This window comes from Micromonospora sp. NRRL B-16802, from assembly GCF_001279555.1.
Taxonomy (GTDB): Bacteria; Actinomycetota; Actinomycetes; order Mycobacteriales; family Micromonosporaceae; genus Micromonospora; species Micromonospora profundi.
Genome location: NZ_LGEB01000063.1, coordinates 49,793 through 71,662, shown reverse-complemented (window position 1 = coordinate 71,662; position 21,870 = coordinate 49,793). Strand labels below are relative to the sequence as shown.

At 72.5% G+C, this 21,870-nt stretch carries 21 protein-coding genes and 1 riboswitch; of the genes, 14 read left to right on the top strand and 7 right to left on the bottom strand.

The features are described 5' to 3' along the window. Positions 1 to 116: 116 nt before the first annotated feature. Positions 117 to 701 carry a GNAT family N-acetyltransferase gene (locus tag ADK66_RS16985; RefSeq protein ID WP_053656401.1) on the bottom strand — a complete coding sequence of 195 codons (585 nt, stop codon included), beginning with the start codon at positions 699 to 701 and terminating at the stop codon, positions 117 to 119. 35 nt (positions 702 to 736) lie between these two features. On the opposite strand from ADK66_RS16985, the gene ADK66_RS16980 reads away from it, so the two are divergent. Next, positions 737 to 2,011: a glycosyltransferase family 87 protein gene (locus ADK66_RS16980; protein WP_053656399.1), complete on the top strand. Its 1,275-nt coding sequence runs from the start codon at positions 737 to 739 to the stop codon at positions 2,009 to 2,011. Here ADK66_RS16980 and ADK66_RS16975 read toward each other — a convergent pair. Next, positions 1,910 to 2,461: a GNAT family N-acetyltransferase gene (locus tag ADK66_RS16975; RefSeq protein WP_053656397.1), complete on the bottom strand. Its 552-nt coding sequence runs from the start codon at positions 2,459 to 2,461 to the stop codon at positions 1,910 to 1,912. The genes ADK66_RS16980 and ADK66_RS16975 overlap by 102 nt on opposite strands. Before the next feature lie 78 nt (positions 2,462 to 2,539). Here ADK66_RS16975 and ADK66_RS16970 point away from each other — a divergent pair, with 78 nt between their 5' ends. The 5 genes from ADK66_RS16970 (at position 2,540) to ADK66_RS16950 (ending at position 8,608) form a co-directional block, all read left to right on the top strand. Further along, positions 2,540 to 3,769 carry a winged helix-turn-helix domain-containing protein gene (locus ADK66_RS16970; protein ID WP_053656395.1) on the top strand — a complete coding sequence of 410 codons (1,230 nt, stop codon included), beginning with the start codon at positions 2,540 to 2,542 and terminating at the stop codon, positions 3,767 to 3,769. A gap of 64 nt (positions 3,770 to 3,833) precedes the next feature. Beyond that, positions 3,834 to 4,502, top strand: a complete 669-nt coding sequence (locus ADK66_RS30790; RefSeq protein WP_082377498.1) for a DUF2752 domain-containing protein — start codon at positions 3,834 to 3,836, stop codon at positions 4,500 to 4,502. A gap of 650 nt (positions 4,503 to 5,152) precedes the next feature. Continuing rightward, positions 5,153 to 5,893 (top strand): FAD-dependent thymidylate synthase, encoded by a 741-nt coding sequence (gene thyX, locus ADK66_RS16960; protein WP_053656418.1) that lies wholly within the window; start codon positions 5,153 to 5,155, stop codon positions 5,891 to 5,893. 47 nt (positions 5,894 to 5,940) lie between these two features. Further along, complete coding sequence (dapA, locus tag ADK66_RS16955) at positions 5,941 to 6,867, top strand: 4-hydroxy-tetrahydrodipicolinate synthase (protein WP_053656390.1); 927 nt, start codon at positions 5,941 to 5,943, stop codon at positions 6,865 to 6,867. A gap of 52 nt (positions 6,868 to 6,919) precedes the next feature. After that, positions 6,920 to 8,608, top strand: coding sequence for a ribonuclease J (locus tag ADK66_RS16950; protein WP_053656388.1), 1,689 nt, complete (start codon positions 6,920 to 6,922; stop codon positions 8,606 to 8,608). Positions 8,609 to 8,690: 82 nt separating this feature from the next. On the opposite strand, the gene ADK66_RS16945 is transcribed toward ADK66_RS16950, so the two are convergent. From ADK66_RS16945 to ADK66_RS16935, 3 genes are all read right to left on the bottom strand, one after another. After that, positions 8,691 to 9,728, bottom strand: coding sequence for a hypothetical protein (locus ADK66_RS16945; RefSeq protein WP_053656386.1), 1,038 nt, complete (start codon positions 9,726 to 9,728; stop codon positions 8,691 to 8,693). A 119-nt stretch (positions 9,729 to 9,847) separates the two neighbouring features. Further along, positions 9,848 to 11,503, bottom strand: a complete 1,656-nt coding sequence (locus tag ADK66_RS16940; protein ID WP_082377496.1) for a YbjN domain-containing protein — start codon at positions 11,501 to 11,503, stop codon at positions 9,848 to 9,850. Next, positions 11,500 to 11,970 (bottom strand): YbjN domain-containing protein, encoded by a 471-nt coding sequence (locus tag ADK66_RS16935; RefSeq protein WP_053656384.1) that lies wholly within the window; start codon positions 11,968 to 11,970, stop codon positions 11,500 to 11,502. The genes ADK66_RS16940 and ADK66_RS16935 overlap by 4 nt, the downstream gene beginning before the upstream one ends. 113 nt (positions 11,971 to 12,083) lie before the next feature. Here ADK66_RS16935 and ADK66_RS16930 point away from each other — a divergent pair, with 113 nt between their 5' ends. Continuing rightward, entirely contained in the window at positions 12,084 to 14,543 is a 2,460-nt protein-coding gene (locus tag ADK66_RS16930; RefSeq protein WP_053656382.1) for a DNA translocase FtsK, read from the top strand. A 91-nt stretch (positions 14,544 to 14,634) separates the two neighbouring features. Here ADK66_RS16930 and ADK66_RS16925 read toward each other — a convergent pair whose 3' ends face one another. Further along, positions 14,635 to 14,880: a hypothetical protein gene (locus tag ADK66_RS16925; RefSeq protein ID WP_053656380.1), complete on the bottom strand. Its 246-nt coding sequence runs from the start codon at positions 14,878 to 14,880 to the stop codon at positions 14,635 to 14,637. A 105-nt stretch (positions 14,881 to 14,985) separates the two neighbouring features. Then, on the bottom strand, positions 14,986 to 15,300 hold the full coding sequence (locus ADK66_RS16920) for a multidrug efflux SMR transporter (RefSeq protein WP_053656379.1): 315 nt from the start codon (positions 15,298 to 15,300) through the stop codon (positions 14,986 to 14,988). A 57-nt stretch (positions 15,301 to 15,357) separates the two neighbouring features. Next, positions 15,358 to 15,422, bottom strand: a riboswitch (guanidine-III (ykkC-III) riboswitch). Positions 15,423 to 15,524: 102 nt separating this feature from the next. Between ADK66_RS16920 and ADK66_RS16915 the strand changes: the two genes are divergently transcribed. From ADK66_RS16915 to ADK66_RS16885, 7 genes are all read left to right on the top strand, one after another. After that, positions 15,525 to 16,448 carry an ornithine cyclodeaminase family protein gene (locus ADK66_RS16915; protein WP_082377499.1) on the top strand — a complete coding sequence of 308 codons (924 nt, stop codon included), beginning with the start codon at positions 15,525 to 15,527 and terminating at the stop codon, positions 16,446 to 16,448. A gap of 91 nt (positions 16,449 to 16,539) precedes the next feature. Continuing rightward, entirely contained in the window at positions 16,540 to 18,039 is a 1,500-nt protein-coding gene (rimO, locus tag ADK66_RS16910; RefSeq protein WP_053656414.1) for a 30S ribosomal protein S12 methylthiotransferase RimO, read from the top strand. A 77-nt stretch (positions 18,040 to 18,116) separates the two neighbouring features. Continuing rightward, a complete protein-coding gene (gene pgsA / locus ADK66_RS16905; protein ID WP_053656374.1) occupies positions 18,117 to 18,701 on the top strand; it encodes a CDP-diacylglycerol--glycerol-3-phosphate 3-phosphatidyltransferase in 585 nt (194 codons plus the stop codon). 112 nt (positions 18,702 to 18,813) lie between these two features. Beyond that, positions 18,814 to 19,359, top strand: coding sequence for a CinA family protein (locus ADK66_RS16900; protein WP_053656372.1), 546 nt, complete (start codon positions 18,814 to 18,816; stop codon positions 19,357 to 19,359). A 152-nt stretch (positions 19,360 to 19,511) separates the two neighbouring features. Next, positions 19,512 to 19,970: a helix-turn-helix domain-containing protein gene (locus tag ADK66_RS16895; RefSeq protein WP_053656370.1), complete on the top strand. Its 459-nt coding sequence runs from the start codon at positions 19,512 to 19,514 to the stop codon at positions 19,968 to 19,970. A gap of 200 nt (positions 19,971 to 20,170) precedes the next feature. Continuing rightward, positions 20,171 to 21,052: a PspA/IM30 family protein gene (locus tag ADK66_RS16890; protein ID WP_053656369.1), complete on the top strand. Its 882-nt coding sequence runs from the start codon at positions 20,171 to 20,173 to the stop codon at positions 21,050 to 21,052. A gap of 23 nt (positions 21,053 to 21,075) precedes the next feature. Beyond that, the gene (locus tag ADK66_RS16885) at positions 21,076 to 21,861 is read left to right on the top strand and encodes a hypothetical protein (RefSeq protein WP_053656412.1); all 786 of its coding nucleotides are present in this window, start codon (positions 21,076 to 21,078) and stop codon (positions 21,859 to 21,861) included. Positions 21,862 to 21,870: the final 9 nt, after the last annotated feature.

Genomic DNA, 21,870 nt, shown 5'->3' with positions numbered 1-21,870 from the left:
CCACCACCTCCCAGACCAGAAACGATGGGAGACAGCCTGCCCGACACATCCTCAGAACCAACGGATTACACGATCAACGTTCAAAGACGAGGCACTAGTCCGGCGGGCGTGCCGCGTCAGTCGTCGGCCGACACCTTCTCGGCCGGGACGCCCACGTGCAGGCGTACCTGCGGCACCAGCATGTCGTCGACGTCCAGCGCGCGGGCCGCGCCGTCGGCCTCCCAGCCGGTGCTGGTCAGGAACTTCCGCGTCGCCTCGTCACCCTCGAACGCCCAGGCCACCGCCCGGCTGAGCCCGTCCTCCCGCCACAGGTCGACCGCCGCGGCGAGCAGCCGGCTGCCGTGCCCACGCCGACCCCAGCGCGGCTCGACCAGCAGGTCGGTCACCGCCGCCACGTCCGGGCCGAGCGCCTCGGCCGGCTCGCCCGGAGCCAGCGCCTCGGCGTCGGCCGGGCCGGAGGCGGCGAACCCCACCAGATACGATTGCTCGGCCTGTTCGACGGCGACAAGCACCCGGTGCGCCGCCGAGGGCGGCTCCAGCACCGCGGCGCTCCACCGCCGGGCGAGGAACGCCTCGTCCAGGTTGTCGAGCACGTGCCGCGGAAGGATCCGGCGGTACGCGACCCGCCAGGTCGCGAGCTGGATGCGTGCGATTTCGCCGGCGTCCTCGGGACGCGCCGGGCGGACGTACCCGAGAGCCATGGGACGGAAGCCTACGCAGGGCCAGGGAGGCGACGGTGGCGCAGGGTGCCAACAAGACGACCGCGCAGGTCGCGGGCGTGGTGGTGCTCGCCGCGGCGGTCACCGCGTTCCTCGCCGTGGCGGCCGTCCGGCACGGCTTCTTCGACCTCAAGGTCTACTACGGCGCGCTGACCTGGTGGGTGCACGACGGCGGGGAGATCTACGACTACCTCAAACCCGGCACCCAGTACGGCTTCACCTACCCCCCGTTCGCCGCGCTGGTCATGGTCCCGATGGCGTACCTGCCGTGGACCGCCGCGATCATCGTGAGCGTGACGGCAAGCGTGGTCACCACCACGCTGCTGATCTGGTGGCTGGTAGACCCGATCGCCCGCCGCGCCGGCTGGACGCGCTGGTTCGCCCTGGCCGTGGCGCTCTGCCTGGCCGCAGCCTTCGAGCCGATGCGGGAAACCGTCAACTTCGGCCAGGTCAACACACTGCTGCTCTTCCTGGTGGCGGTGGACCTGCTGCGGCTGCTGCCGACCGGCAACCGGTGGGCCGGTGTGGGCATCGGCCTGGCCACGGCGATCAAACTGACCCCGGGCATCTTCATCGTCTACCTGCTGGTCACCGGGCGGTGGCGCGCGGCGCTGACCGCCAGCGGCACCGCGGCCGGTGTCACACTGCTGGCCGGTGCGCTCTTTCCGAACGCGTCGAGGGAGTTCTGGACCGAAGCGCTGTGGAACACCGGCCGGGTGGGCGAACTCGCCTTCGTCTCCAACCAGTCGCTGCGCGGGGTGGTGGCCCGACTCGACCCGCAGCACCCGAGCACCCTGCTGTGGCTGCTGCTGGTGCTCGCCACCCTGGCGCTCTGGGCCTGGCGCTCCCGGGCCGCCGTCGCGGCCGGCGACGAGGCGACCGGCCTGGCGCTCACCGGCGCGGTGATGTGCCTGGTCAGCCCCGTCACCTGGGTGCACCACCTGGTCTGGTTGCTGCCCGCGCTGATCCTGCTCGTCGACAACGCGATGGCCGCGCCCGCCGGCCGCCGCAGGCGGGTCCTGCTTGCCGCCGCGACCATCGGGTACGCGCTGCTGATCAGCCGTACGGTGTGGTTCTGGGAGAAGGACTTCACAGGCGTCGACGGTTTCCTGGGCAGCAACGCGTACGTCTGGATCAGCCTCGCGCTGCTGGCCTTCCTGCCGATCCGCCGGTGGCTGACCCCACCCGGGTCAGCCGTCGAGGCGTCCGGCGTACCGCAGCTCGACCAGCCCGACCGGCCCACGCCCGCCGGCGAGCGGTACCTGATAGGTCGCCTGCTCACCGTCCGGTGACAACCCGGCCCGCTCGCAGAACCGGCGTGCCCGCACGTTGTCCGCCAGCACCCACAGTCGATAGTCGGTCCAGCCCCGCTCACCGAGCCCGGCCCGCGCGGCGGCGAACAGCGCAGCGGCCGTCCCGTCACCCCAGAACGCCGGCTCGACGTAGAGCGCCAGCACCTCGCCGACGGCCGGGTCCAGGTCGTCGCGGTCCTGGTTTCGACGGTACGGCCCGAACGTGGTGAAGCCGACGACCAGTCCGTCCGCCTCGCCGAGCAGCGTGGTGAACGGATGCTCCGGGTCGGCGGTGCCGACGGCACGGCGGCGCTGCGCCCAGGCCGCCACGTTCAGCCGTGCGAGCACCTCGTCCGGCATGAAACCGGCGTAACCCGCCTGCCAGCCGTGCACGTGCACCCGGGCAACCGCGTCGGCGTCGTCCGGCTCCTCACGGCGGATCGTCAGCATTGCACCGTTCTATGCCCAGTGACGGTCCGAGTCCACTTCCCGCACCGGCGTCGTACCCATGATTTAGGGTCGCCGACGATGGCCGCACTGGAATCACTCTCGCTCGCACAGGCCCGGCGTGTGGCGCTCGCAGCCCAGGGCTTCGCCGACCTGGCGCCTGCCGGCGTGCCCACACGCCGGCACCTGCGCCGGGTCCTCGACCGGGTCGGTCTGATCCAGGTGGACTCGGTGAACGTGCTGCAACGCGCGCACTACATGCCGCTCTACAGCCGCCTCGGTCCGTACCCGACGACGATGCTCGACCAGGCCGCCTACCGCGGGCCGCGTGAGCTGTTCGAGTACTGGGGCCACGAGGCCTCGCTGGTCCCGGTCGGGCTGCACCCGCTGTTGCGCTGGCGGATGGCCCGCGCGCACAGCGAGTCCTGGGGAGGCATGCGACGCATCGCCGAGGAGCAGCCGGAGCTTGTCGCCTGGGTACGCGACGAGGTGGCCGCCCGTGGCCCGCTGACCGCTGCCGAGATCGAGCACGACGCGCCCCGCGAGACCGGCAACTGGGGGTGGAACTGGTCGGCAGTGAAGCGGGCGCTGGAGTTCCTGTTCTGGGCCGGCGAGGTGACCGCAGCGGAGCGCACCACGTCCTTCGCGCGCCGCTACGACCTGCCCGAGCGGGTCCTCCCGTCGGCCGTGCTGGCCGCGCCAACCCCGACCGACGCCGAGGCGTACCGGAGTCTGGTGGCCCTCGCCGCGCGCTCGCTGGGGGTGGCGGCCGAGCCGGAGTTGCGCGACTATTTCCGGCTGCCACTGGCCGGCGCCCGCCAGGCCATCGCGGAGCTGGCCGAGGCCGGTGAGCTGGTGCCGGTCACCGTCGCGGGTTGGCGACAGCCGGCCTGGCTGCACGCGTCGGCCCGACTGCCTCGCTGGGTTCGGGGCAACACGCTTGTCAGCCCCTTCGATCCCCTGGTCTGGGAGCGGGCCCGCACCGAGCGGCTCTTCGACTTCACCTACCGCATCGAGATCTACGTGCCGGCGCCGCAGCGGGTCCACGGCTACTACGTGCTGCCGTTCCTGCAGGGCGACCGGTTCACCGCCCGGGTCGACCTGAAGGCCGACCGTAAGGCGGGGGTGCTGCTGGTGCCGGCCGCGTGGGTCGAGCCGGGCGCCGACCCGGGGGAGACCTCGGTAGCCCTGGCGGCCGAGCTGTACCGGCTCGCCGACTGGCTGGGGCTGAGCGCGGTGGCACCGCCCGCAGCCGGCGATCTGGCGGGCCCGCTCACCGCCGCGTTGGCCGGCGTGTCCGGTGTACCGTGAGCGCGTGACGAGCGTTCCCGGACCGGTCGACCAGCCGAACCCCGCCCCCGGGGCGGTCCACACGGTGTCACCCGAAGCCGCTGGCCCGGACGCGGCCGGCCCTGGTGCTGCCGGCCCGGTTGGCCCTGGCGCTGCTGGCCCGGTTGCTGCTGGCCCGGTTGCCGCTGGCCCTGGCGCTGCTGGCCCTGGCGCTGCTGGCGGCCCGGTTCCGGCCGGTCCGGTCGCTGCTGGCTCTGCCGGGTGGCCGGCGGGTCCTCCGCCGGGCTATGGCTACCCGACACCGGAGCCGGACCGATTCACCCGGTTCGTGTTGCGGCTCTACGAGCGTTCGCCGCGCTGGGCCGTGCCGCTGGCAGCCGTCGGCTGCGTTGCCGCCGGCATGGGCTACGCGCTGCTGAGCAACCCGACCCACGCCAACCCGGACGCCGCGCCGACCTGCCTGCTCAAGCTGACGACCGGGTTGGACTGTCCGGGCTGCGGTGGCACCCGAGCCCTCTGGTACGTGCTGCACGGCGACCTGCCGGCCGCTGCCCGGCACCACTTCCTGTTCGTCTTCGCGCTGCCGTTCCTGGCGTACCTCTTCGTCGCCTGGGCGGGCAACCAGGCGTTCGGCTGGCGGCTGCCCGAGCTGCGGATCAGCTCCAAGGTCATCGGCGGTTTCCTGGCCGCGTGGCTCGCCTTCTCGGTACTGCGCAACCTGCCCTGGGCCCCGTTCACCTCGTTCTACGTCTGACCGCCTCCGGGCGAGCCTGACCCCCGGCCGGGGGCGAGGTAGGACCTTTCCGTGCCCCTGTCGAGCTGCCCCAGATGTGGGGCATGAGGGCGCCGCCCTGGTGGTGCGGGGCGCAGGCCGCAGCCAGATCTTTGCACCGGGCCGGCGCACACCGCCCACCGATCAGCGCCTGCCCCATATCCGGGGCAGCTCTACAGGCAGGCGGAGGCCAGCACCGCGGTGGTACGCCGATGGTGGTTGGGGTGGGCCGACGCGCTCACCCAGCGCCTCATCGCGTCCGGACCGAGTGTTTCGCGCCAACCCATCAGGCCAAGGGAGGCGGCAGGGGCCGGCGGGAATCGGCGGGAATCGGCGGGGCCGGCCGGGTCGGCGGAGGGCCGGCGGGGGTCGGCGGGGGCCGGCGGAGGTCGGCGGGACGCAGGTGGGCTTGCGGACCGCGCAGCGTGCGCCCCAGATGTGGGGCAGGTCTACAGGGAGTCGGGGAGGTGCTGGGGTCGGCGGGGGTCGGCGGCCTTGTCGAGATCTTGGACACGTATGACCCCGCTGGTTCGGGAAGCGTCGGTGATTGGGCTGCGGCTGGGCGGTTTCTGCACCGCGAGCCCGAGTTGGGCGCGGGGCCGCCGACGATTACAGTCCCAGGCATGCCGGAGATGGTGCAGCCCCAGGTCAAGTTGATCGCGTGGACCCAGTTCGCGGCCCCGGACGACGTCCCGTGGTCGACCGACGCCGAGGGTGGCCAGGCGCTCGCCGAGTTCGCCGGCCGTGCCTGCTACCAGTCGTGGAAGAAGCCGAACCCGGCGACCGCCACCAACGCCGGCTACCTGGCGCACATCCTCGAGGTCGGGCACCTGAGTGTGCTGGAGCACGGCTCGGTCACGTTCTACTTCACCGGGGTCTCCCGCTCCTTCACCCACGAGCTGATCCGGCACCGGCACTTCTCGTACTCCCAGCTCTCCCAGCGGTACGTCCCCGAGCGGGACGCGGCAATGGTCGAGCCGGCCGTGATCGCCGAGGACCCGGAGCTGCACAAGCGCTTCACCGAGGCCGCCGAGGCGAGCGTACGGGCGTACACCGAGCTGCTGGAGGGCCTGGAGCAGCGCTTTTCCGACGAGCCGAACCCGACGCTGCGCCGCAAGCAGGCCCGGCAGGCGGCCCGCGCGGTGCTGCCGAACGCCACGGAGACCCGGATCGTGGTCACCGGCAACTACCGGGCGTGGCGACACTTCATCGCGATGCGGGCCACCGAGCACGCCGACGTGGAGATCCGCGAGCTGGCCGTGGAGTGCCTGCGCCAGTTGCAGGGGGTCGCCCCGAACGTCTTCGCCGACTTCGTGATCTCCACGTTGCCGGACGGCACCGAGGTCGCGGCCAGCCCGCACGAGGCGTCCTGAGGCCTTCCCCGGCTGGCCCCGGTCGGTCGTCCGCTAGGTTGGAAGGTATGACGCACGACCACCCCGACACCGTCGCCCGTGCGGTGTCCCGCCCCTTCGGGCGGTTGCTCACGGCCATGGTGAGCCCGTTCACCCCCGACGGCTCGCTCGACCTCGACGGCGCCGCCCGGCTGGCGACGCACCTTGTCGACGAGCAGGGCAACGACGCGCTTGTCATCAACGGCACCACCGGCGAGTCGCCGACCACCACCGACGCGGAGAAGGAACGCCTGATCCGGGCCGTCGTGGAGGCCGTCGGCGACCGCGCCAAAGTGGTCGCCGGGGTCGGCACCAACGACACCCGGCACACCATCGAGCTGGCCGCCGCCGCCGAGAAAGCCGGCGCGCACGGCCTGCTGGTGGTCACGCCGTACTACAACAAGCCGCCGCAGAGCGGGCTGCTGCGGCACTTCACCGCAGTGGCCGACGCCACCGGCCTGCCGGTGATGCTGTACGACATCCCGCACCGCTCCGGCGTACCCATCGACACCGAGACGCTGGTCCGGCTCGCCGAGCACGGCCGGATCGTCGCCGTCAAGGACGCCAAGGGCGACCTGACCGCCACCAGCTGGGTGACCAGCCGGACCGCCCTCGCGTTCTACAGCGGCGAGGACGCACTCACCCTGCCGGCGCTGGCCGTCGGCAGCGTGGGCGTGGTCGGCACCTCGACGCATTTCACCGGGGCGCTGACCGCACAGATGATCGAGGCGTACGACGCGGGGGACATGCCGACCGCGCTTGCCCTGCACCGGCGGCTGCTGCCGCTGTTCACCGGCATCTTCCGTACCCAGGGCACCATTCTGGTGAAGGCGGGCCTGGCGTCGCTGGGTCTGCCGGCCGGCCCGGTGCGGCCCCCACTGGTGGACGCCACCGACGACGAGATCGCCCAGCTGCGCGCGGACTTCGCGGCAGCGGGCCTGGAGCTGCCCGAATGATCGAACGACACGATGGGCGCCGCGTGCTGGCGTCGCAGATTGAGGTGGACGCGTGACCGAGGCGCACATCGAGGCGGAACTGCCCCCGCCGCTGCCGGAAGGGGGCCTGCGGATCATCCCGCTCGGCGGGCTCGGCGCCATCGGTCGGAACATGACCGTCTTCGAGTTCGACGGCAAACTGCTGATCGTCGACTGCGGGGTGCTCTTCCCCGACGTCGAACAGCCCGGCGTGGACCTGATCCTGCCGGACTTCGGGCCGATCCTGGACCGGCTGGCCGACGTCCAGGCGATCGTGCTGACCCACGGTCACGAGGACCACATCGGCGCGGTTCCGTACCTACTCGCCCACAAGCCCGACATCCCGCTGGTCGGCTCGCAGTTCACCCTCGCACTTGTCGAGGCGAAGCTGGCCGAGCGGCGCATCCAGCCGTACACGCTGACCGTGCGGGAGGGCGGCCGGGAGCGGCTCGGCCCGTTCGAGTGTGAGTTCTTTGCGGTCAACCACTCGATCCCGGACGCGCTCGCCGTGGCCATCCGCACCCCCGCCGGCCTGGTGCTGCACACCGGCGACTTCAAGATGGACCAGCTGCCGTTGGACGGCCGGATCACCGACCTGGCGGGCTTCGCGCGGCTCGGCGCCGAGGGCGTCGACCTGCTGCTGTCCGACTCGACGAACGCGGAGATCCCCGGCTTCGTCACCCCGGAGCGGGAGATCGGGCCGGTACTCGACTCGATCTTCGCGAAGGCCAAGGGCCGGATCATCGTGGCGTCGTTCGCCTCGCACGTGCACCGCGTGCAGCAGGTCTTCGACTCCGCCGCGGAGCACGGCCGCAAGGTCGCGCTGATCGGCCGGTCCATGGTTCGCAACATGGGCATCGCCCGGGACCTCGGCCTGCTCAACATCCCGGCCGGGCTGGTCATCAGCATCGACGAGGCGACCACGCTGCCGCCGGACCAGATCGTGCTGATGTCCACAGGTTCGCAGGGCGAGCCGATGAGCGCCCTGGGCCGGATGGCAAGCGGCGACCACAGGCACATCACCATCGCGCCAGGCGACACAGTCGTGTTGGCGTCGTCGCTGGTGCCGGGCAACGAAACCTCGGTCTACCGGGTCATCAACAGGCTGGCCCGGGCCGGCGCCGTGGTGGTGCACAAGGACGTGGCCAAGGTGCACGTCTCCGGGCACGCCCCGGCCGGTGAGCTGCTCTACCTGCTCAACGTCGTCCGTCCGAGCAACCTGATGCCTGTGCACGGCGAGTGGCGGCACCTGCGCGCGCACGCCCGCCTCGGCATCGAGTCGGGCGTCGCCCCGGACCGGGTGGTGATCTGCGAGGACGGCGACGTCGTCGACCTGGTCGAGGGCCGCGCCAGCCTGGTGGGCCACGTGAAGAGCCGGTACGTCTACGTCGACGGTCTCGCCGTGGGCGACGTCAGCGAGTCGCTGCTCACCGAACGCCGGATCCTCGGTGACGGCGGCTTCATCGCCACGACAGTGGTCGTCGACTCGGTCACCGGCAAGGTGGTCGCCGGCCCGACGCTGTCCGCGAAGGGCTTCTCGGAGGACCCGGAGGCGTTCAACCCGGTGGTTCCGCTTGTCACCGAGGCGCTCAACAGGGCCGCGGCGGACGGCATCACCGACCCGCACCAGCTCCAGCAGATCGTTCGGCGGACCGTGGGGCGGTGGGTCAACGACAAGTACCGTCGTCGCCCGATGATCGTGCCCACCGTCGTCGAGGTCTGACAGAACGTCCCGACCGGGCCGGTCACCGGCGCCCCCGTGGCGTCGGTGACCGGCCCGGATCTGTGCGGGCGCGCGTTGCGGCTCAGCCTCGGAACAGCCGACGTTGGAGCACCACAAGTCCACACCCGAGGGCCAGCAGTGCCACGCCGACCAGGCCGTACGTGCTGCCGGACGCCCCGGTGCGGGCCAGTTCCGGCGCGCTCGGGGCGGACGTGGTCGGTGTGGCGGTCGGGCTTGCCGGCGGCGGTGTGGTGGCGCCGGCACCGGATCCACCGGCGGCGCTCAGGCGGAGCGTCACGGCGGTGTCCCTGTTTGTGTAGCGGTTCGCGGGTGCGAGCGAGAGCTTGACGATCTTGGTGCCCTCGGTGACCGCCAGCCGCACGTCGAAGGTGTCGGTCGCGCCGTCGGCGATCGTCCGTAGGCGCAGGATCTCGCAGCCCACGCCGTTCATCCGGCCACTGTCGGAGCACGCTGGCGCGGTCACCCGTACCCCGGCCGGCGTGGTGATGTTCAACGAGTAACCGCCGATGTCGAAGGTGCCGGTGTTCGTGACCCGGACCCGTACCGTCGTCGTTCCGTCGACGACAGGCGAGGCGGTCGCCCGCAGCCGCACTGACGTGCGGTCCGGCCAGTTGATCCGGAAGTCGGTGAACCGATCGGTGACCCCGGCGGCGTCCCGGCCGGCGACCGAACCCCACGCCTTCACCCCGAAGGCCGGTTTCGAGGCTGACGACGTCACGGTCAGCCGGTACGTCCGGGCACCTCCGGGTGCCAGCTCGGCGCCGCCGCAGAGCCAGGTCTTGTCGGCACCGTCGACGGGTCGGCAGTCCCCGACCCTCGTCAGGCCGACATCCGGTGGGAGGCGGAGCACGAAGAAGCCCTTCGCCGCCGTCTGGCCCACGTTCCTGACGTCGACCTCAAGCGCGGAGGACGGGTGCCAAGGGCCGCCGCTGAGGAAGACGAGGTCCCCTCGGGCCGTGATCGTCGGCTCTGCGGCGGCGGTCGTGTCTGGCGCGGCGGCCGACGTCGGCACGGGTGTCGGCCCGGCGACGGCCGGGGCGGCGAGGACGGGTAGGTAGAGCGCGGCGGCGAGAACGCCGAGTACGAGTGGACGCCTCATGACGGCTCCCAATGGTTGCGGTCGGTGACGGCTGTACCACGTCCGTCCCCCAGGCCCGGTTGCGCACTGTCGGATGCTGCGCTTTCCGCCTGCCGCGCGACCGTTGGGCCGCTCGCTGGTCAGGGCAGCGCGGCGACGGCCCCGGCGTACGCCACGCCTGTGGCGATCGCGGCGTCCACGAGGACCCTGAGCTGAGCCGGGGCCACCCCGTGGGTCAGGTCGGTGGCCACGTCCCCGGCCAGCACGATTTCCGAGCCGAGGTCGTGCGCGTACGCCTTGGGCAGCAGCCGGTCGTGGTTCCAGGCGTTGCAGAAGGCGTACGCCTCGGCGCGGCGCTCCGCCGGCAGCCGGCGCGTGGCCATCGCCCGGGCGTGCAGCACCTCGCGGCGCTCGCCGGCACGGCGGAACTGGATCTCGGCGTCACCCCACCGGCCGACCACCGTGCCGCCGTCGTCCACCAGGTACTGATCGCCGCGCTGGTCCAGGATCGAGGTGATCAGGTCGACGGTGAGCGGCACCAGCTCCTGGTCGACCAGCCCGACACCGGCCTGATCGACGCCGGTGTCGGGCTCGTCGAAGCGCTCGTCGTCGAGGGGGAGCGGGACCGGTGCCGCGAGAGGCCGCTCGGCGAGCCAGGCGGCCATCCGTCCGGAGTGGTGACCGGTGCCGTTGCGGGCGTCGAAGCTTCCCGCCAGTTCGCTTGCCATGCCGAGCAGCAGCGCGCCGAGGGCGGCGACGTCGAGGTCGGCGGCCGGACGCTCGCCGTACGCCGGGCGGTGGACCGTTCGGCCACCGAGGCCGGCGTCGGTGGCCGCAGCACAGACCAGCGCCCCCGCGGCGGCGAACTCCATCGCCGCGTGGTCGTCGGTGGGTTGGTCCAGCCGAGGCAGTTGCTCGGCCAGGATGGCCAGACCGCGTTCGAGGTGGCCGCCGAGCGCGCAGAACCTCAGGTGCGTGGCGAGGTGCGGGAACGCGGCGGGTTCCCGCCGGTGCCTCCGGTACGCCCGCACGTGTGCCGCCGCGGCAGTGCTCGGGTCACCGGTGCGCAGTTCGGGCAGCAGCCTGGCGACAAGCGACCGTTCGGGCTGGTCGGTGCAGCCGTCGGGGTCGGTGGGAGGCTGGCGCAGCTCGTCCAGCGCGGCGTGCCACTCGCCCCAGCCGGCGAGCAGCTCAGCGCGGCGTGCCGGAGCGCAGCCCGCGCAACCGCCGGACGGGCCGGGGCGCGTATCGGCCCACCCCGTGTAGAAGTGGCGGGCGGTGGGCTCGTCGCCGAGGTGGTCGGCGACCCGGCAGCGAAGCTCGGCGACGGTAGGTGCGTCGGGGCCGTCCGCTCGCACCCGCCGCGCCAGATCATCGAGCAGGGCGCGGGTCTGGTCCAGCCCGACCCGGGGGGTGCCGAGCACCGCCTCCACCGCGTACCGCTGGTAGCGCAGCAGCAGCGCCACCTCTGCGGAGGTGAGCAGCCCCGGGTGGTGGTCGGTGGTGGCCAGGCAGCGCCGTACCGGCTCGACAAGCCGCCACCGCTCGCCGTGCAGCAGGTACGCCTCGATCAGCGCGATCCGGGCGTCCACGGCGGACCGGACGTCGCCCGCGGCGTCGGCCTGCTCGGCGACCCGTTCCAGGGCGGCCAGCCGGACCGGCCCGTCAGGCAGGTCCCGGGCGTCGACGAGTGCTGCCACCAGCGCCGCGACCCGGCGGGGTGCGAGCCGGTCACCGGCGTACGGCACGCCGGGCGGGTCGGTACGGCTGCCGGTGGCCTCGTCCCGGCCGGTCATGCCGACACCGCGCCGGGCAGTCGGCCGACCGCCACGGCGAGCTGGCACCCGGCCGTGATGCCGCAGTTCAGCAGTTGGTCGAGTTGGTGCGGCGTCACCCCACGCTCCAGGTCGGTGACGACCTCGCCGTAGACCTGGGCCCGTCCGTCGTCGTCGACGTGCACGAACGCCTTGGGCCAGAGCCGGTCGTGGTTCCACGAGTTGCAGAAGGCATGCAGGGAAGGCACCCGCTCGATGTCGAAGGTGGGCGTGACCATGGTGCGGACCTGTAACAGCTCGCCGTCGGCGCCGAGGCGCAGAAACCAGATGAGATTGTCGTCGAAGCGGCCCACCAGATCGCCGTTGACGGTTGCGCCGACCGACAGACCCCGCGCGGCGAGCACAGCGGCGACCAGTTCGCCGGTCAGCGGGCGCAGCGCGCCGGGGTGCCCGGCCAACGGATCGTCCTCGATTCCCGGCGACGCCATCGGGCATCCCTTCTGAGGCGGATATCACGACCGGCGGCGGGGTTCGTGTTGCGACGCGCGGACACGACCCGTAAAAGCGGCGTTCTGCCCGGCCCCACCGTTACCGTGACTCTATGGCGGGCCGTACCCCTCAGGCGAGTCGCCGACGCGGCGCGTCGCCGCGCGGTGGCACCAACAGTCGTGCCCGTCAACCGGCGAAGAAGACCCGGGCGCCCGTCCGGCGGCGCACTGTGGCCGCCCGGCCGGGCCCGGCTGTCTACGTGGGTCGTGCTGTCGGTGCACTGTGGATGGGGCTTGCCCACGGGATGGGGTGGGCGGTGCGGGCCGCTGGCCGGCAGGCCGCCTCCGCCCGCGACCTCGATCCGGAGCACCGCCGCGACGGCGCGGGGCTGCTGCTGTTCGGGCTGGCTCTGCTCACTGCCGTGGCGCTCTGGCTGTCGGGGGCCGGCCCGGTGGGGACGCGCCTGGCCGACACGATCCGACTGTTCCTGGGTGCGATCTCCGTGGTGGTGCCGGTGCTGCTGATGATCGGCGCGTGGCGGCTCATGCGTCAGCCGGCCGACCCGGAGCACCGGGGTCGTGGCCTCATCGGCTGGGGCTCGCTGCTGGTGTCGACCGCCGCGCTGCTCCAGATCGGCCAGGACCCGAGCGACCCGCAGCAGCGCGACTTCGCCGGTGGCCTGGTCGGGGCGGGCGTCGGTGGTCTGCTGGAACGCGCTGTCACCGCCTGGGTGGCGGTGCCGCTGCTGGTCCTGCTGCTGCTCTTCGGCCTGCTCGTGGTGACCGCGACACCGATCAACAAGATTCCCGAGCGGTTGGGTCTGCTCGCCGGTGGCCTGGTCACCCCGTCGGACGTGGTCGTCGGTGAGGAGACCGACGAGCCAGCCGTCCGGCCGGCTCGCAAGCGGCCCGCGAAGCGGATGCCGCCGCCGCTGGACCCGGACGACTTCGACGACATGGAGGGTGTCGACCTCCAGGAGACGGTGGTGCTGCCGCGCAAGGCACCGGCGAAGGTGCCTGCCAGCCGCAAGCCGGCCGAGCCGCCGGAGCACTCGCCCCCGCCGACCCGGGCCGAGCAGCTCGCGCTGACCGGCATGGCCGGCGACTACACACTGCCGCCGGCGAACATGCTCAGCGCCGGCGCCGCCGCGAAGACCCGCAGCAAGGCCAACGACGAGGTGATCGCCGCGCTGACCGGCGTGTTCGACCAGTTCGACGTGGACGCCGCTGTCACCGGCTTCACCCGGGGGCCGACTGTCACCCGCTACGAGGTGGAGTTGGGGCACGGGGTCAAGGTCGAGCGGATCACCCAACTGTCCCGCAACATCGCGTACGCGGTGAAGTCGCCGGACGTACGGATCCTCAGCCCGATCCCGGGCAAGAGCGCGGTCGGTGTGGAGATCCCGAACACCGACCCGGAGAACGTCGCGCTCGGCGATGTGCTGCGCTCACGGGCGGCGACCAGTGACCACCATCCGATGGTGGTGGCGCTCGGCAAGGACATCGAGGGCGGCTACGTGGTGGCCAACCTCGCCAAGATGCCGCACATCCTCATCGCTGGTGCCACCGGCGCCGGCAAGTCGTCATGCCTCAACTCGCTGCTGGTGTCCATCCTCACCCGGGCCACGCCGGACGAGGTGCGGCTGCTGCTGATCGACCCGAAGCGTGTCGAGATGACCGGCTACGAGGGCATCCCGCACCTGGTCACCCCGATCGTGACGAACGCCAAGAAGGCTGCGGACTCGCTGGACTGGGTCGTCCGTGAGATGGACATGCGCTACGACGACCTCGCGGCCAACGGGGTCCGGCACATCGACGACTTCAACCGTAAGGTCCGCAACGGCGAGATCAAGGCCCCGCCGGGCAGCGAACGGGAGATGCGCCCGTACCCGTACCTGCTGGTGATCGTGGACGAGTTGGCGGACCTCATGATGGTCGCGCCGCGCGACGTGGAGGACTCGGTCGTCCGGATCACCCAGTTGGCCCGGGCCGCCGGCATCCACCTGGTGCTCGCCACGCAGCGGCCCTCGGTCGACGTGGTGACCGGTCTGATCAAGGCCAACGTGCCGTCCCGGCTGGCGTTCGCGACCTCGTCGCTCGCGGACTCGCGGGTCATCCTGGACCAGCCGGGCGCGGAGAAGCTGCTCGGCCGGGGCGATGGGCTCTTCCTGCCGATGGGCGCGTCGAAGCCGGTACGGATCCAGGGGGCCTGGGTCACCGAGGGCGAGATCGCCGACGTGGTGAAGTTCTGCAAGGACCAGCGCGAGCCCGAGTTCCGCCCGGACGTGCTGGCCCCCGCCCAGGAGAACAAGAAGAAGATCGACGAGGACATCGGCGACGACCTCGACCTGCTGGTGCAGGCGGTGGAGCTGGTGGTCACCTCACAGTTCGGCTCGACGTCGATGCTTCAGCGCAAGCTGCGGGTGGGCTTTGCGAAGGCGGGTCGCCTGATGGACCTGATGGAGACCCGGGGCGTTGTCGGGCCGTCCGAGGGCTCGAAGGCGCGCGACGTGCTCGTCAAGCCGGACGAGCTGGAGGAGGTCCTGTCCGGCCTGCGTGGCGACGTGGACTGATCCGGGCACGCCGGCCGGACGACGTGCACGCCCGGCCGGGAAAAACAAGACGGGCCCGCCGCTGGTCGGCGGGCCCGCGAAAGACCTGAGCTCAGTTGTTGATCAGCGCGCCGATGATCACCAGGCTGATCACCGCGGCGACGACGCTCGCCACAGCGGCGTACCAGCCCAGCGGCTTGTCGCCGAGCACAGCACCGACGACGCCCGCGATCACACCGAGCACGCCGAAGATGATCGGATTGAGCAGCAGTGCGAGAACCGCGAAGACGAAGCCCACGATGGTGAGGATCCGGGCGGCGTTGCTGCGCGGGCGGGCGGTGCTGGGCATGTCGGCCATGTCTGCCTCCGGTTGAGAGCTTGCTGTGCTCCAGTTGAGAGCCTGTTGGGACAGATCGAGCACTACCCGCTTCGGGTGTCGATCACGCATGTTTCGGACGGCAGTTCAGTGGAAGAACTTCAGGCCGACCACGCCCGACACCACAAGCAGGAGGCAGAGAAGCCGGGGCAGGCTCGCCGACTCGCCGAGCGCCAGCATCCCGACCAGAGCGGTGCCCACCGCGCCGATGCCGACCCAGACCGCGTATCCGGTGCCGACCGGGATCTCCCGCAGCGCGTACGACAGCCCACCCATGCTCAGCACGAGGGTCACCACGAACACCACTGACGGGACGAGCCGGCTGAACCCGGCGCTTCGGTCCAGGGCGATCGCCCAGGCGGTTTCCAGCAGTCCCGAGATCACCAGCACCAGCCAGGCCATCGTTCACCTCACGGAGGGGGCCGGGCTGTCGCGCCCGGACGAGTCGGATGTGCGTCACGCGGGGCGTCTTGGCCTGACCGGGTACGCCCACCACTCGTCCGGAGCGACCCACGGGCGTCCCGGGGTCACCGACACCGACGCTAGCACCGGCCCCGACGGCCGGTCGGTGACTCCCGCCACGGCCGGTTGACCTGTACCTCACTTCAACTTGCACGATGGCGACCATGACCCTGCTGTACGCCGACTCCGAGGTCGCCGCCGCGCTGGACGCCAGCACCACCGTCGACGCCATGCGCGCCGCCCTGGTGGCCGCGTACGAGGGACGGCTGGTCGCCCCACCACGGGCCGCCGCCCCGCTCGGTGGAGGGCGGCTGATGTTCACCGCGGGGCACCTGGTCGACGAGTGGTACGGCTTCCGCTCGTACGACACCTTCGGACACCCGGAGGGCGAGCAGTTGGTGGTGCTGCACGACGCCCACACCGGCGCCGTCCGGGCCGTGGCGGTCGGCGAGGAGCTGGGATCCCGACGTACCGGTGGGTTGGGTGGTGTCGCCGTCGACGCCCTGGCCCGACCGGACGCGGCGACAGTTGGCGTGATCGGCTCCGGCCGGCAGGCGTGGACCCAGGTGTGGGCGACCGCCGCCGTACGCCCGCTGCGCGAGGTGGTGGTGCACAGCCGCTCGGCGGCCCGGCGGGACGCCTTCGCCGCCCGGGTCCGCGCCGAACTGGGCGTGCCGGCCCGCCCGGTCGCCGACCCTGGCGCGGCGGTGCGTGGGCGCGACGTTGTGGTGCTCGCCACCACGAGCGTGACCCCGGTACTGCGCGCCGCCGACCTGAGCCCCGGCACACACGTCAACGCTGTCGGCTTCAAGCAGCGCGACCGCAGCGAGTTCGGCACCGACCTGCTGGACGTCGCCGAGCTGCTGGTCACCGACTCGCCGGCCCAGGCGGCCGACTACCGGCCGCCGATGCTCGCCGCCGAACCCCCGTACACCCGGCGGTTGCGCGACCTGGGCGGGATCGTTGCCGGCGCGGTAGCCGGCCGGACCTCGGCGGACCAGGTCTCCGTCTTCTGCTCCACAGGGTTGGCCGGCACCGAGGTCTTCCTGCTCGACGCGCTGACCCGGGTCCCGGTTGCCACCCGCTGACGGGGTCGTGGGCGCCGGCAGCGACCGCACCGCGCCGGACGGGCGGTCGGCCCGCGTGCGTGGGCTTCCCCGGTCGGCCCGGTACCCTCGGATGGTGTCTGCCACCTCCCCTTCCGCTGCCGAGGGCCGCCGTGTAGCCCTGCTCACCCTGGGCTGTGCCCGCAACGAGGTCGACTCGGAGGAGCTGGCCGCCCGGCTGCACGCCGACGGCTGGCAGGTCACCACCGACGGCGAGGGCGCTGACGTGGTGGTCGTCAACACCTGCGGCTTCGTGGAGAAGGCCAAGCAGGACTCGATCCAGACCCTGCTGGCCGCCGCCGGCACGGGCGCCAAGGTGGTGGCCGCCGGCTGCATGGCCGAGCGGTACGGCAAGGAGTTGGCCGACAGCCTCCCCGAGGCGCAGGCGGTGCTGAGCTTCGACGACTACCCGGAGATCGGCGCGCGGCTGAACGCCGTCGTCGCCGGCGAGCAGGTCACCTCGCACACTCCCCGGGACCGCCGCGAGCTGCTGCCGCTGACCCCGGTCAAGCGACGCGACTCCGCCGTGTCGCTGCCCGGGCACGGCACCGTGGCCCGTACGGCCGTCGACACCGACGAGCACACCCCGGCGCACCTGCGTCAGGTGCTGCGCCGTCGACTGGACACCGGCCCGGTGGCCTCGCTGAAGCTCGCCAGCGGCTGCGACCGCCGCTGCGCGTTCTGCGCCATCCCCGCGTTCCGTGGGGCGTTCGTCTCACGGACGCCCGACGAGCTGCTCGCCGAGGCGGAGTGGCTTGCCAAGACCGGTGTACGGGAGTTGGTGCTGGTAAGCGAGAACTCGACGTCGTACGGCAAGGACCTGGGCGACCCCCGGGCACTGGAGAAGCTGCTGCCGCAGCTCGCCGCGGTGTCCGGCATCGTGCGGGTGCGGGTGAGCTACCTCCAGCCGGCCGAGACCCGGCCCGGCCTGGTCGAGGCGATCGCGGGTACGCCGGGCGTGGCCCCGTACTTCGACCTGTCGTTCCAGCACTCCAGCGAGCCGGTGCTGCGCCGGATGCGCCGCTTCGGCTCCACTGACCGTTTCCTGGAGCTGCTGGCCGGCGCCCGCGCGTTGGCCCCGGAGGCGGGTGCGCGGAGCAACTTCATCGTCGGCTTCCCCGGCGAGACGCGCGCCGACGTCGACGAGCTGGTCCGCTTCCTGACCGAGGCCCGGCTGGACGCGATCGGCATGTTCGACTACAGCGACGAGGACGGCACCGAGGCCGCCGGGCTGCCCGGCAAGGTGTCCGCGGCGACCATCAAGCGGCGGTACGACAGGCTCAGCGCGCTTGCCGACGAGCTCTGCTCGCAGCGGGCCGAGGATCGCCTCGGCTCGACCGTCGAGGTGCTCGTCGACTCGATCGTCGACGGTGTGGTGGAGGGTCGGGCGGCGCACCAGGCCCCGGAGGTGGACGGCTCCACCACGCTCGTCGCCCCGGCCGACGGAGGGGTCGACCTGGCCGCGTTGCGCCCGGGTGACCTGGTCCGTGCCACGGTGACCGGCACCGAAGGGGTGGATCTGCTCGCGGTGCCGGATGAGATGATCTCGGCGGCGCCCGGCGCGGCACGGTGACGGCGGGGCCGAGCGGAGCGGGGGAGCCAGGTGGCGCGATACCGGGAACGCCACGGCGACCCGAGCGGGGCGAGGCGGTGACCGGGGTGACGGAGTCGACGCCGCCCCGGGTGGTGCCGCAGGTGCCCGTGCTCAACGCCGCGAACGCCCTGACCGCGCTGCGGCTGGTGCTGGTGCCGGTCTTCGCCGCGTCGGTGATCATGTCCGGGATGACGCACGCCGGCTGGCAGATGGCGGCGTGCCTGATCTTCGCGGTGGCCTCGGCGACCGACCTGGTGGACGGCTGGATCGCCCGCCGGTTCGGGCTGGTGACCTCGGTCGGCAAGGTGGCCGACCCGATCGCCGACAAGGCGCTCACCGGCGCGGCCCTGGTGCTGCTCTCCTGGTACGACAGGCTGCCCTGGTGGGTGACCGCGCTGATCCTCGCCCGTGAGGTGGGCATCACAGGGCTGCGGTTCTGGGTGATCCGGCACGGCGTGATCGCGGCCAGCCGGGGCGGCAAGCTCAAGACCGCGCTGCAGACCCTGGCCATCGCCTGGTACCTCTGGCCGATGCCCGCAGGCCTGGCCGACGTCGGTCCCTGGATCATGGCCGGAGCGGTAGTGGTGACGGTGGCGACAGGCTTCGACTACATAGCCCAGGCCCTCCGCCTCCGCCGCTGACACCGACCTGCGTCGTCGATCATGGAACCTCGGCGTGGCCGGGCGACACCTTCATGGTCGACGCGGCCGTCGCAGAGGGTTGGGCTGGGGCTGGTAGGGAAGGACGGAGTTCATGGCGCGGGATTCTGAAGAGTCGGCGGGTAGTCCCGCGGCAGGTGTCGTCCACAGTCTGGCGCAGCGGCACGAGACCCTCGCCACCGTCGAGTCGCTCACCGGTGGCCTGCTCGCCGCCTCGATCGTGGAGATCGCCGGGGTCAGCGGGGTCTACCAGGGCGGGCTCGTGGTCTACGCCACCGAGCTGAAGGCCACGCTGGCCGGCGTACCCGACGATCTGCTGGCCGAGCGCGGCCCGGTCGACCCGGACGTGGCTGCCGCGCTCGCGGAGGGCGGCCGGCGGCGCTGCGGCGCGGACTGGGGTATCGCCACGACCGGGGTGGCCGGCCCGGAGCCGCAGGACGGCAAGCCCGTCGGCCTGGTCTACGTGGCTGTCGCCGGGCCGAACGGCGGCGAGGTCCGCGAACTCGACCTGGACGGCGGGCGCGACCACGTCCGCTCGGCCGCCGTGGTGGCGGCGCTGCGGCTACTCGCCGAGCGGATCCACGCCGCCGGCGGGGCCGCTCGGGACGGGCTGGAAGCCGCTGACGCGGCGCGCCGATGAGTCGATCCGTCCGAACCGACAGGCGGGGTGGGATGTCGCCGGGCCCCGCACCGGGTACGGTTGCGGGAAGGCTCCGACGCTCGGGGCCGGTGCGGTCCGCCGCGACCGGCTGCCCAGCGCCGGGCGAGAGGTATCCCTCAGGGGGAGGTGCGATGGTCCTACTGCGCCGAGTCATCGGTGACGCACTGCGGGCGCGCCGGCAGGGGCAGCAGCGCACATTGCGCGAGGTGTCCACCGCCGCCAACGTCAGCCTTGGTTACCTCTCCGAGATCGAACGCGGGCACAAGGAGCCGTCCAGCGAGCTGCTCGCCGCCATCTGTGACGCCCTCGGTGCCCGCCTGTCCGAGCTGCTGCGTGAGGTGAGCGACACCGTGGCGCTCGCCGAACAGATGCCCGAGGTGCTCGTCGGAATGGCCAACGAGCCGGCCGATGCCACGCCCGTGGGCGCGGGGGCCGCCGTCGGCAAGAGGTCCAACCGGGCCGTGCGCCAGGTCAGCTCCGATGGCAAGGTCGCCGTTTCGGTACGGCAGGACTCGCCGCTGCGGGCCACACTGCGCAGCACGCGGGTGCGTCCCACCGAGCGCGACCGCGATGTGGTCTGCGCCGCCTGAGTCATCAGTCCGGTTGACCATGGGCGAGGTGGCGCGGGCCGCGTAGGGTGGCCGGCAGGAGCCGCCGGTGCCCGTCGACCGTCCGGTACGGATGCCACGTCGGCGTCCGACTGGGACGATGGAGATCGGCCGGGTCGCGGTCGGTCGGTCCATCCGACCTGACCGTGGCGGAACGACGCTACTGAGGGGATACCGCGGAGATGGCGAACCCGTTCGTCAAGGGTTGGAACTACCTGATGGCGCTCTTCGGCGCCAAGATCGACGAGCACGCCGATCCCAAGGTGCAGATCCAGCAGGCCATCGAGGATGCCCAGCGGCAGCACCAGGCACTGGTTCAGCAGGCTGCCGCCGTGATCGGCAACCAGCGCCAGCTGGAGATGAAGCTGTCCCGGCAGATGTCCGAGGTCGAGCGGCTGCAGGGCAACGCCCGGCAGGCCCTCGTGCTTGCCGACCAGGCCCGCGCCAAGGGCGACGAGGCCGAGGCGTCGCGGTTCGAGCAGTCCGCACAGACGCTCGCCAGCCAGCTGGTCTCCGCCGAGCAGGCCACCGAAGACCTGAAGACCCTGCACGACCAGGCCCTCGGCGCGGCAGCGCAGGCCCGCCGTGCGGTCGAGAACAACTCGATGATCCTGCAGCAGAAGCTCGCCGAGCGCACCAAGCTGCTCAGCCAGCTGGAGCAGGCCAAGATGCAGGAGACGGTCGCCCACTCGCTGGAGTCGATGTCGTCGCTGGCCGCACCGGGCAACACCCCGTCCCTGGACGAGGTGCGCGACCGCATCGAGCGGCGGTACGCCAACGCCATGGGCCGCGCGGAGCTGGCCGGCAATTCGGTCGAAGGCCGGATGTTGGAGATCCAGAAGGCGACAATCGACTCGGCGGGCTCGGCCCGGCTGGAGCAGATCCGCTCCAGCATGGCGGGGGAGCAGCTCGGTGGCTCCGCGCAGCGCCCGGCCGTGTCGCAGGGCGAAGCGGCAGGTTCGGCGACCCCGGCCGGTGACCCGGCCGCCGCCGCCCGGCTGGACGAGCTGCGCGCCAGCATGGCCCGCGAGCGGGGCACCGGCGACCCGACCGCCGCCGGTTGAACGACCGGCCCGAGGAGGTCACGGTGGCAGACGAGCGGACGCGGTACTTCCGTCGGCTGAGTCGGCTGCGCCGATCGGCCCGACGGTGGAGCGTATTCGCCGGTGGGCTCGGCGGCGCGGCAGCGGTGCTGACGCCGTACGCCGGCCTCGGTCTGCCGGACGCGGCCTGGGCCGGCGCCGCGGGCAGTGCGGTGGCGCTGGCCGCCTGGCGTTGGCTCGACCTGCGTGCGCTCGCCGCCCAGCCCGCGCCCCCTGCCCTGAACCCGGCCGAGGCCGCGGCCCGGTCCCGTGCCCGGCTGGTGGCCGCCGTCGAGCGACTGCCGGTCGGCTCGGGCCTGCTGGCCGAGGCCCGGCGGGTCCGCAACCGGGTCGCCCTGCGCGGCACCACCGCCGGGCAGCACTGGTCACGACTCGACAGGGCCTCGCTGACCCTCGCCGGGATGGCGCCGCGGCTCACCGGGCTGGCCGAACCCGCCGTGCTGGAGGCCGCCGACGCGGACCGGTCGCTACGCGAACTCGCCGAGCGGGCGGCGAGCGTCGAACGCGCGCTGCGCCTCGCCCCGACCGACGCCCGCGCGTCGCTCACCGAGGCGCACCGCACGCTTACCGCCCAGCTGGAGAGCGGCGTGGCGGCCTACGAGCGGCTCGTGGTCGCCGCCGCCGGCTACCTCGCCGAGGACGCCCGACCGGAGCCCACCCATCCGGCCGCCGACAGGCTCACCGAGGCCACCGACCTGCTGCACGGCGTGGCCTCGGCCCTGGCCGAGTTGCGCGCCGTCGACCGTCCGCTGCGCGCGCCCACCCGCTGAGCCGAGCCC

Bases quoted from the DNA above. Each gene is read 5' to 3' on its own strand.
- ADK66_RS16985 (WP_053656401.1), bottom strand. From the start codon at position 701: ATGGCTCTCGGGTACGTCCGCCCGGCGCGTCCCGAGGACGCCGGCGAA.
- ADK66_RS16975 (WP_053656397.1), bottom strand. From the start codon at position 2,461: ATGCTGACGATCCGCCGTGAGGAGCCGGACGACGCCGACGCGGTTGCC.
- ADK66_RS16970 (WP_053656395.1), top strand. From the start codon at position 2,540: ATGGCCGCACTGGAATCACTCTCGCTCGCACAGGCCCGGCGTGTGGCG.
- thyX (WP_053656418.1), top strand. From the start codon at position 5,153: ATGGTGCAGCCCCAGGTCAAGTTGATCGCGTGGACCCAGTTCGCGGCC.
- dapA (WP_053656390.1), top strand. From the start codon at position 5,941: ATGACGCACGACCACCCCGACACCGTCGCCCGTGCGGTGTCCCGCCCC.
- ADK66_RS16945 (WP_053656386.1), bottom strand. From the start codon at position 9,728: ATGAGGCGTCCACTCGTACTCGGCGTTCTCGCCGCCGCGCTCTACCTA.
- ADK66_RS16940 (WP_082377496.1), bottom strand. From the start codon at position 11,503: ATGACCGGCCGGGACGAGGCCACCGGCAGCCGTACCGACCCGCCCGGC.
- ADK66_RS16935 (WP_053656384.1), bottom strand. From the start codon at position 11,970: ATGGCGTCGCCGGGAATCGAGGACGATCCGTTGGCCGGGCACCCCGGC.
- ADK66_RS16930 (WP_053656382.1), top strand. From the start codon at position 12,084: ATGGCGGGCCGTACCCCTCAGGCGAGTCGCCGACGCGGCGCGTCGCCG.
- ADK66_RS16925 (WP_053656380.1), bottom strand. From the start codon at position 14,880: ATGGCCGACATGCCCAGCACCGCCCGCCCGCGCAGCAACGCCGCCCGG.
- ADK66_RS16920 (WP_053656379.1), bottom strand. From the start codon at position 15,300: ATGGCCTGGCTGGTGCTGGTGATCTCGGGACTGCTGGAAACCGCCTGG.
- ADK66_RS16915 (WP_082377499.1), top strand. From the start codon at position 15,525: ATGACCCTGCTGTACGCCGACTCCGAGGTCGCCGCCGCGCTGGACGCC.
- rimO (WP_053656414.1), top strand. From the start codon at position 16,540: ATGGTGTCTGCCACCTCCCCTTCCGCTGCCGAGGGCCGCCGTGTAGCC.
- ADK66_RS16900 (WP_053656372.1), top strand. From the start codon at position 18,814: ATGGCGCGGGATTCTGAAGAGTCGGCGGGTAGTCCCGCGGCAGGTGTC.
- ADK66_RS16895 (WP_053656370.1), top strand. From the start codon at position 19,512: ATGGTCCTACTGCGCCGAGTCATCGGTGACGCACTGCGGGCGCGCCGG.
- ADK66_RS16890 (WP_053656369.1), top strand. From the start codon at position 20,171: ATGGCGAACCCGTTCGTCAAGGGTTGGAACTACCTGATGGCGCTCTTC.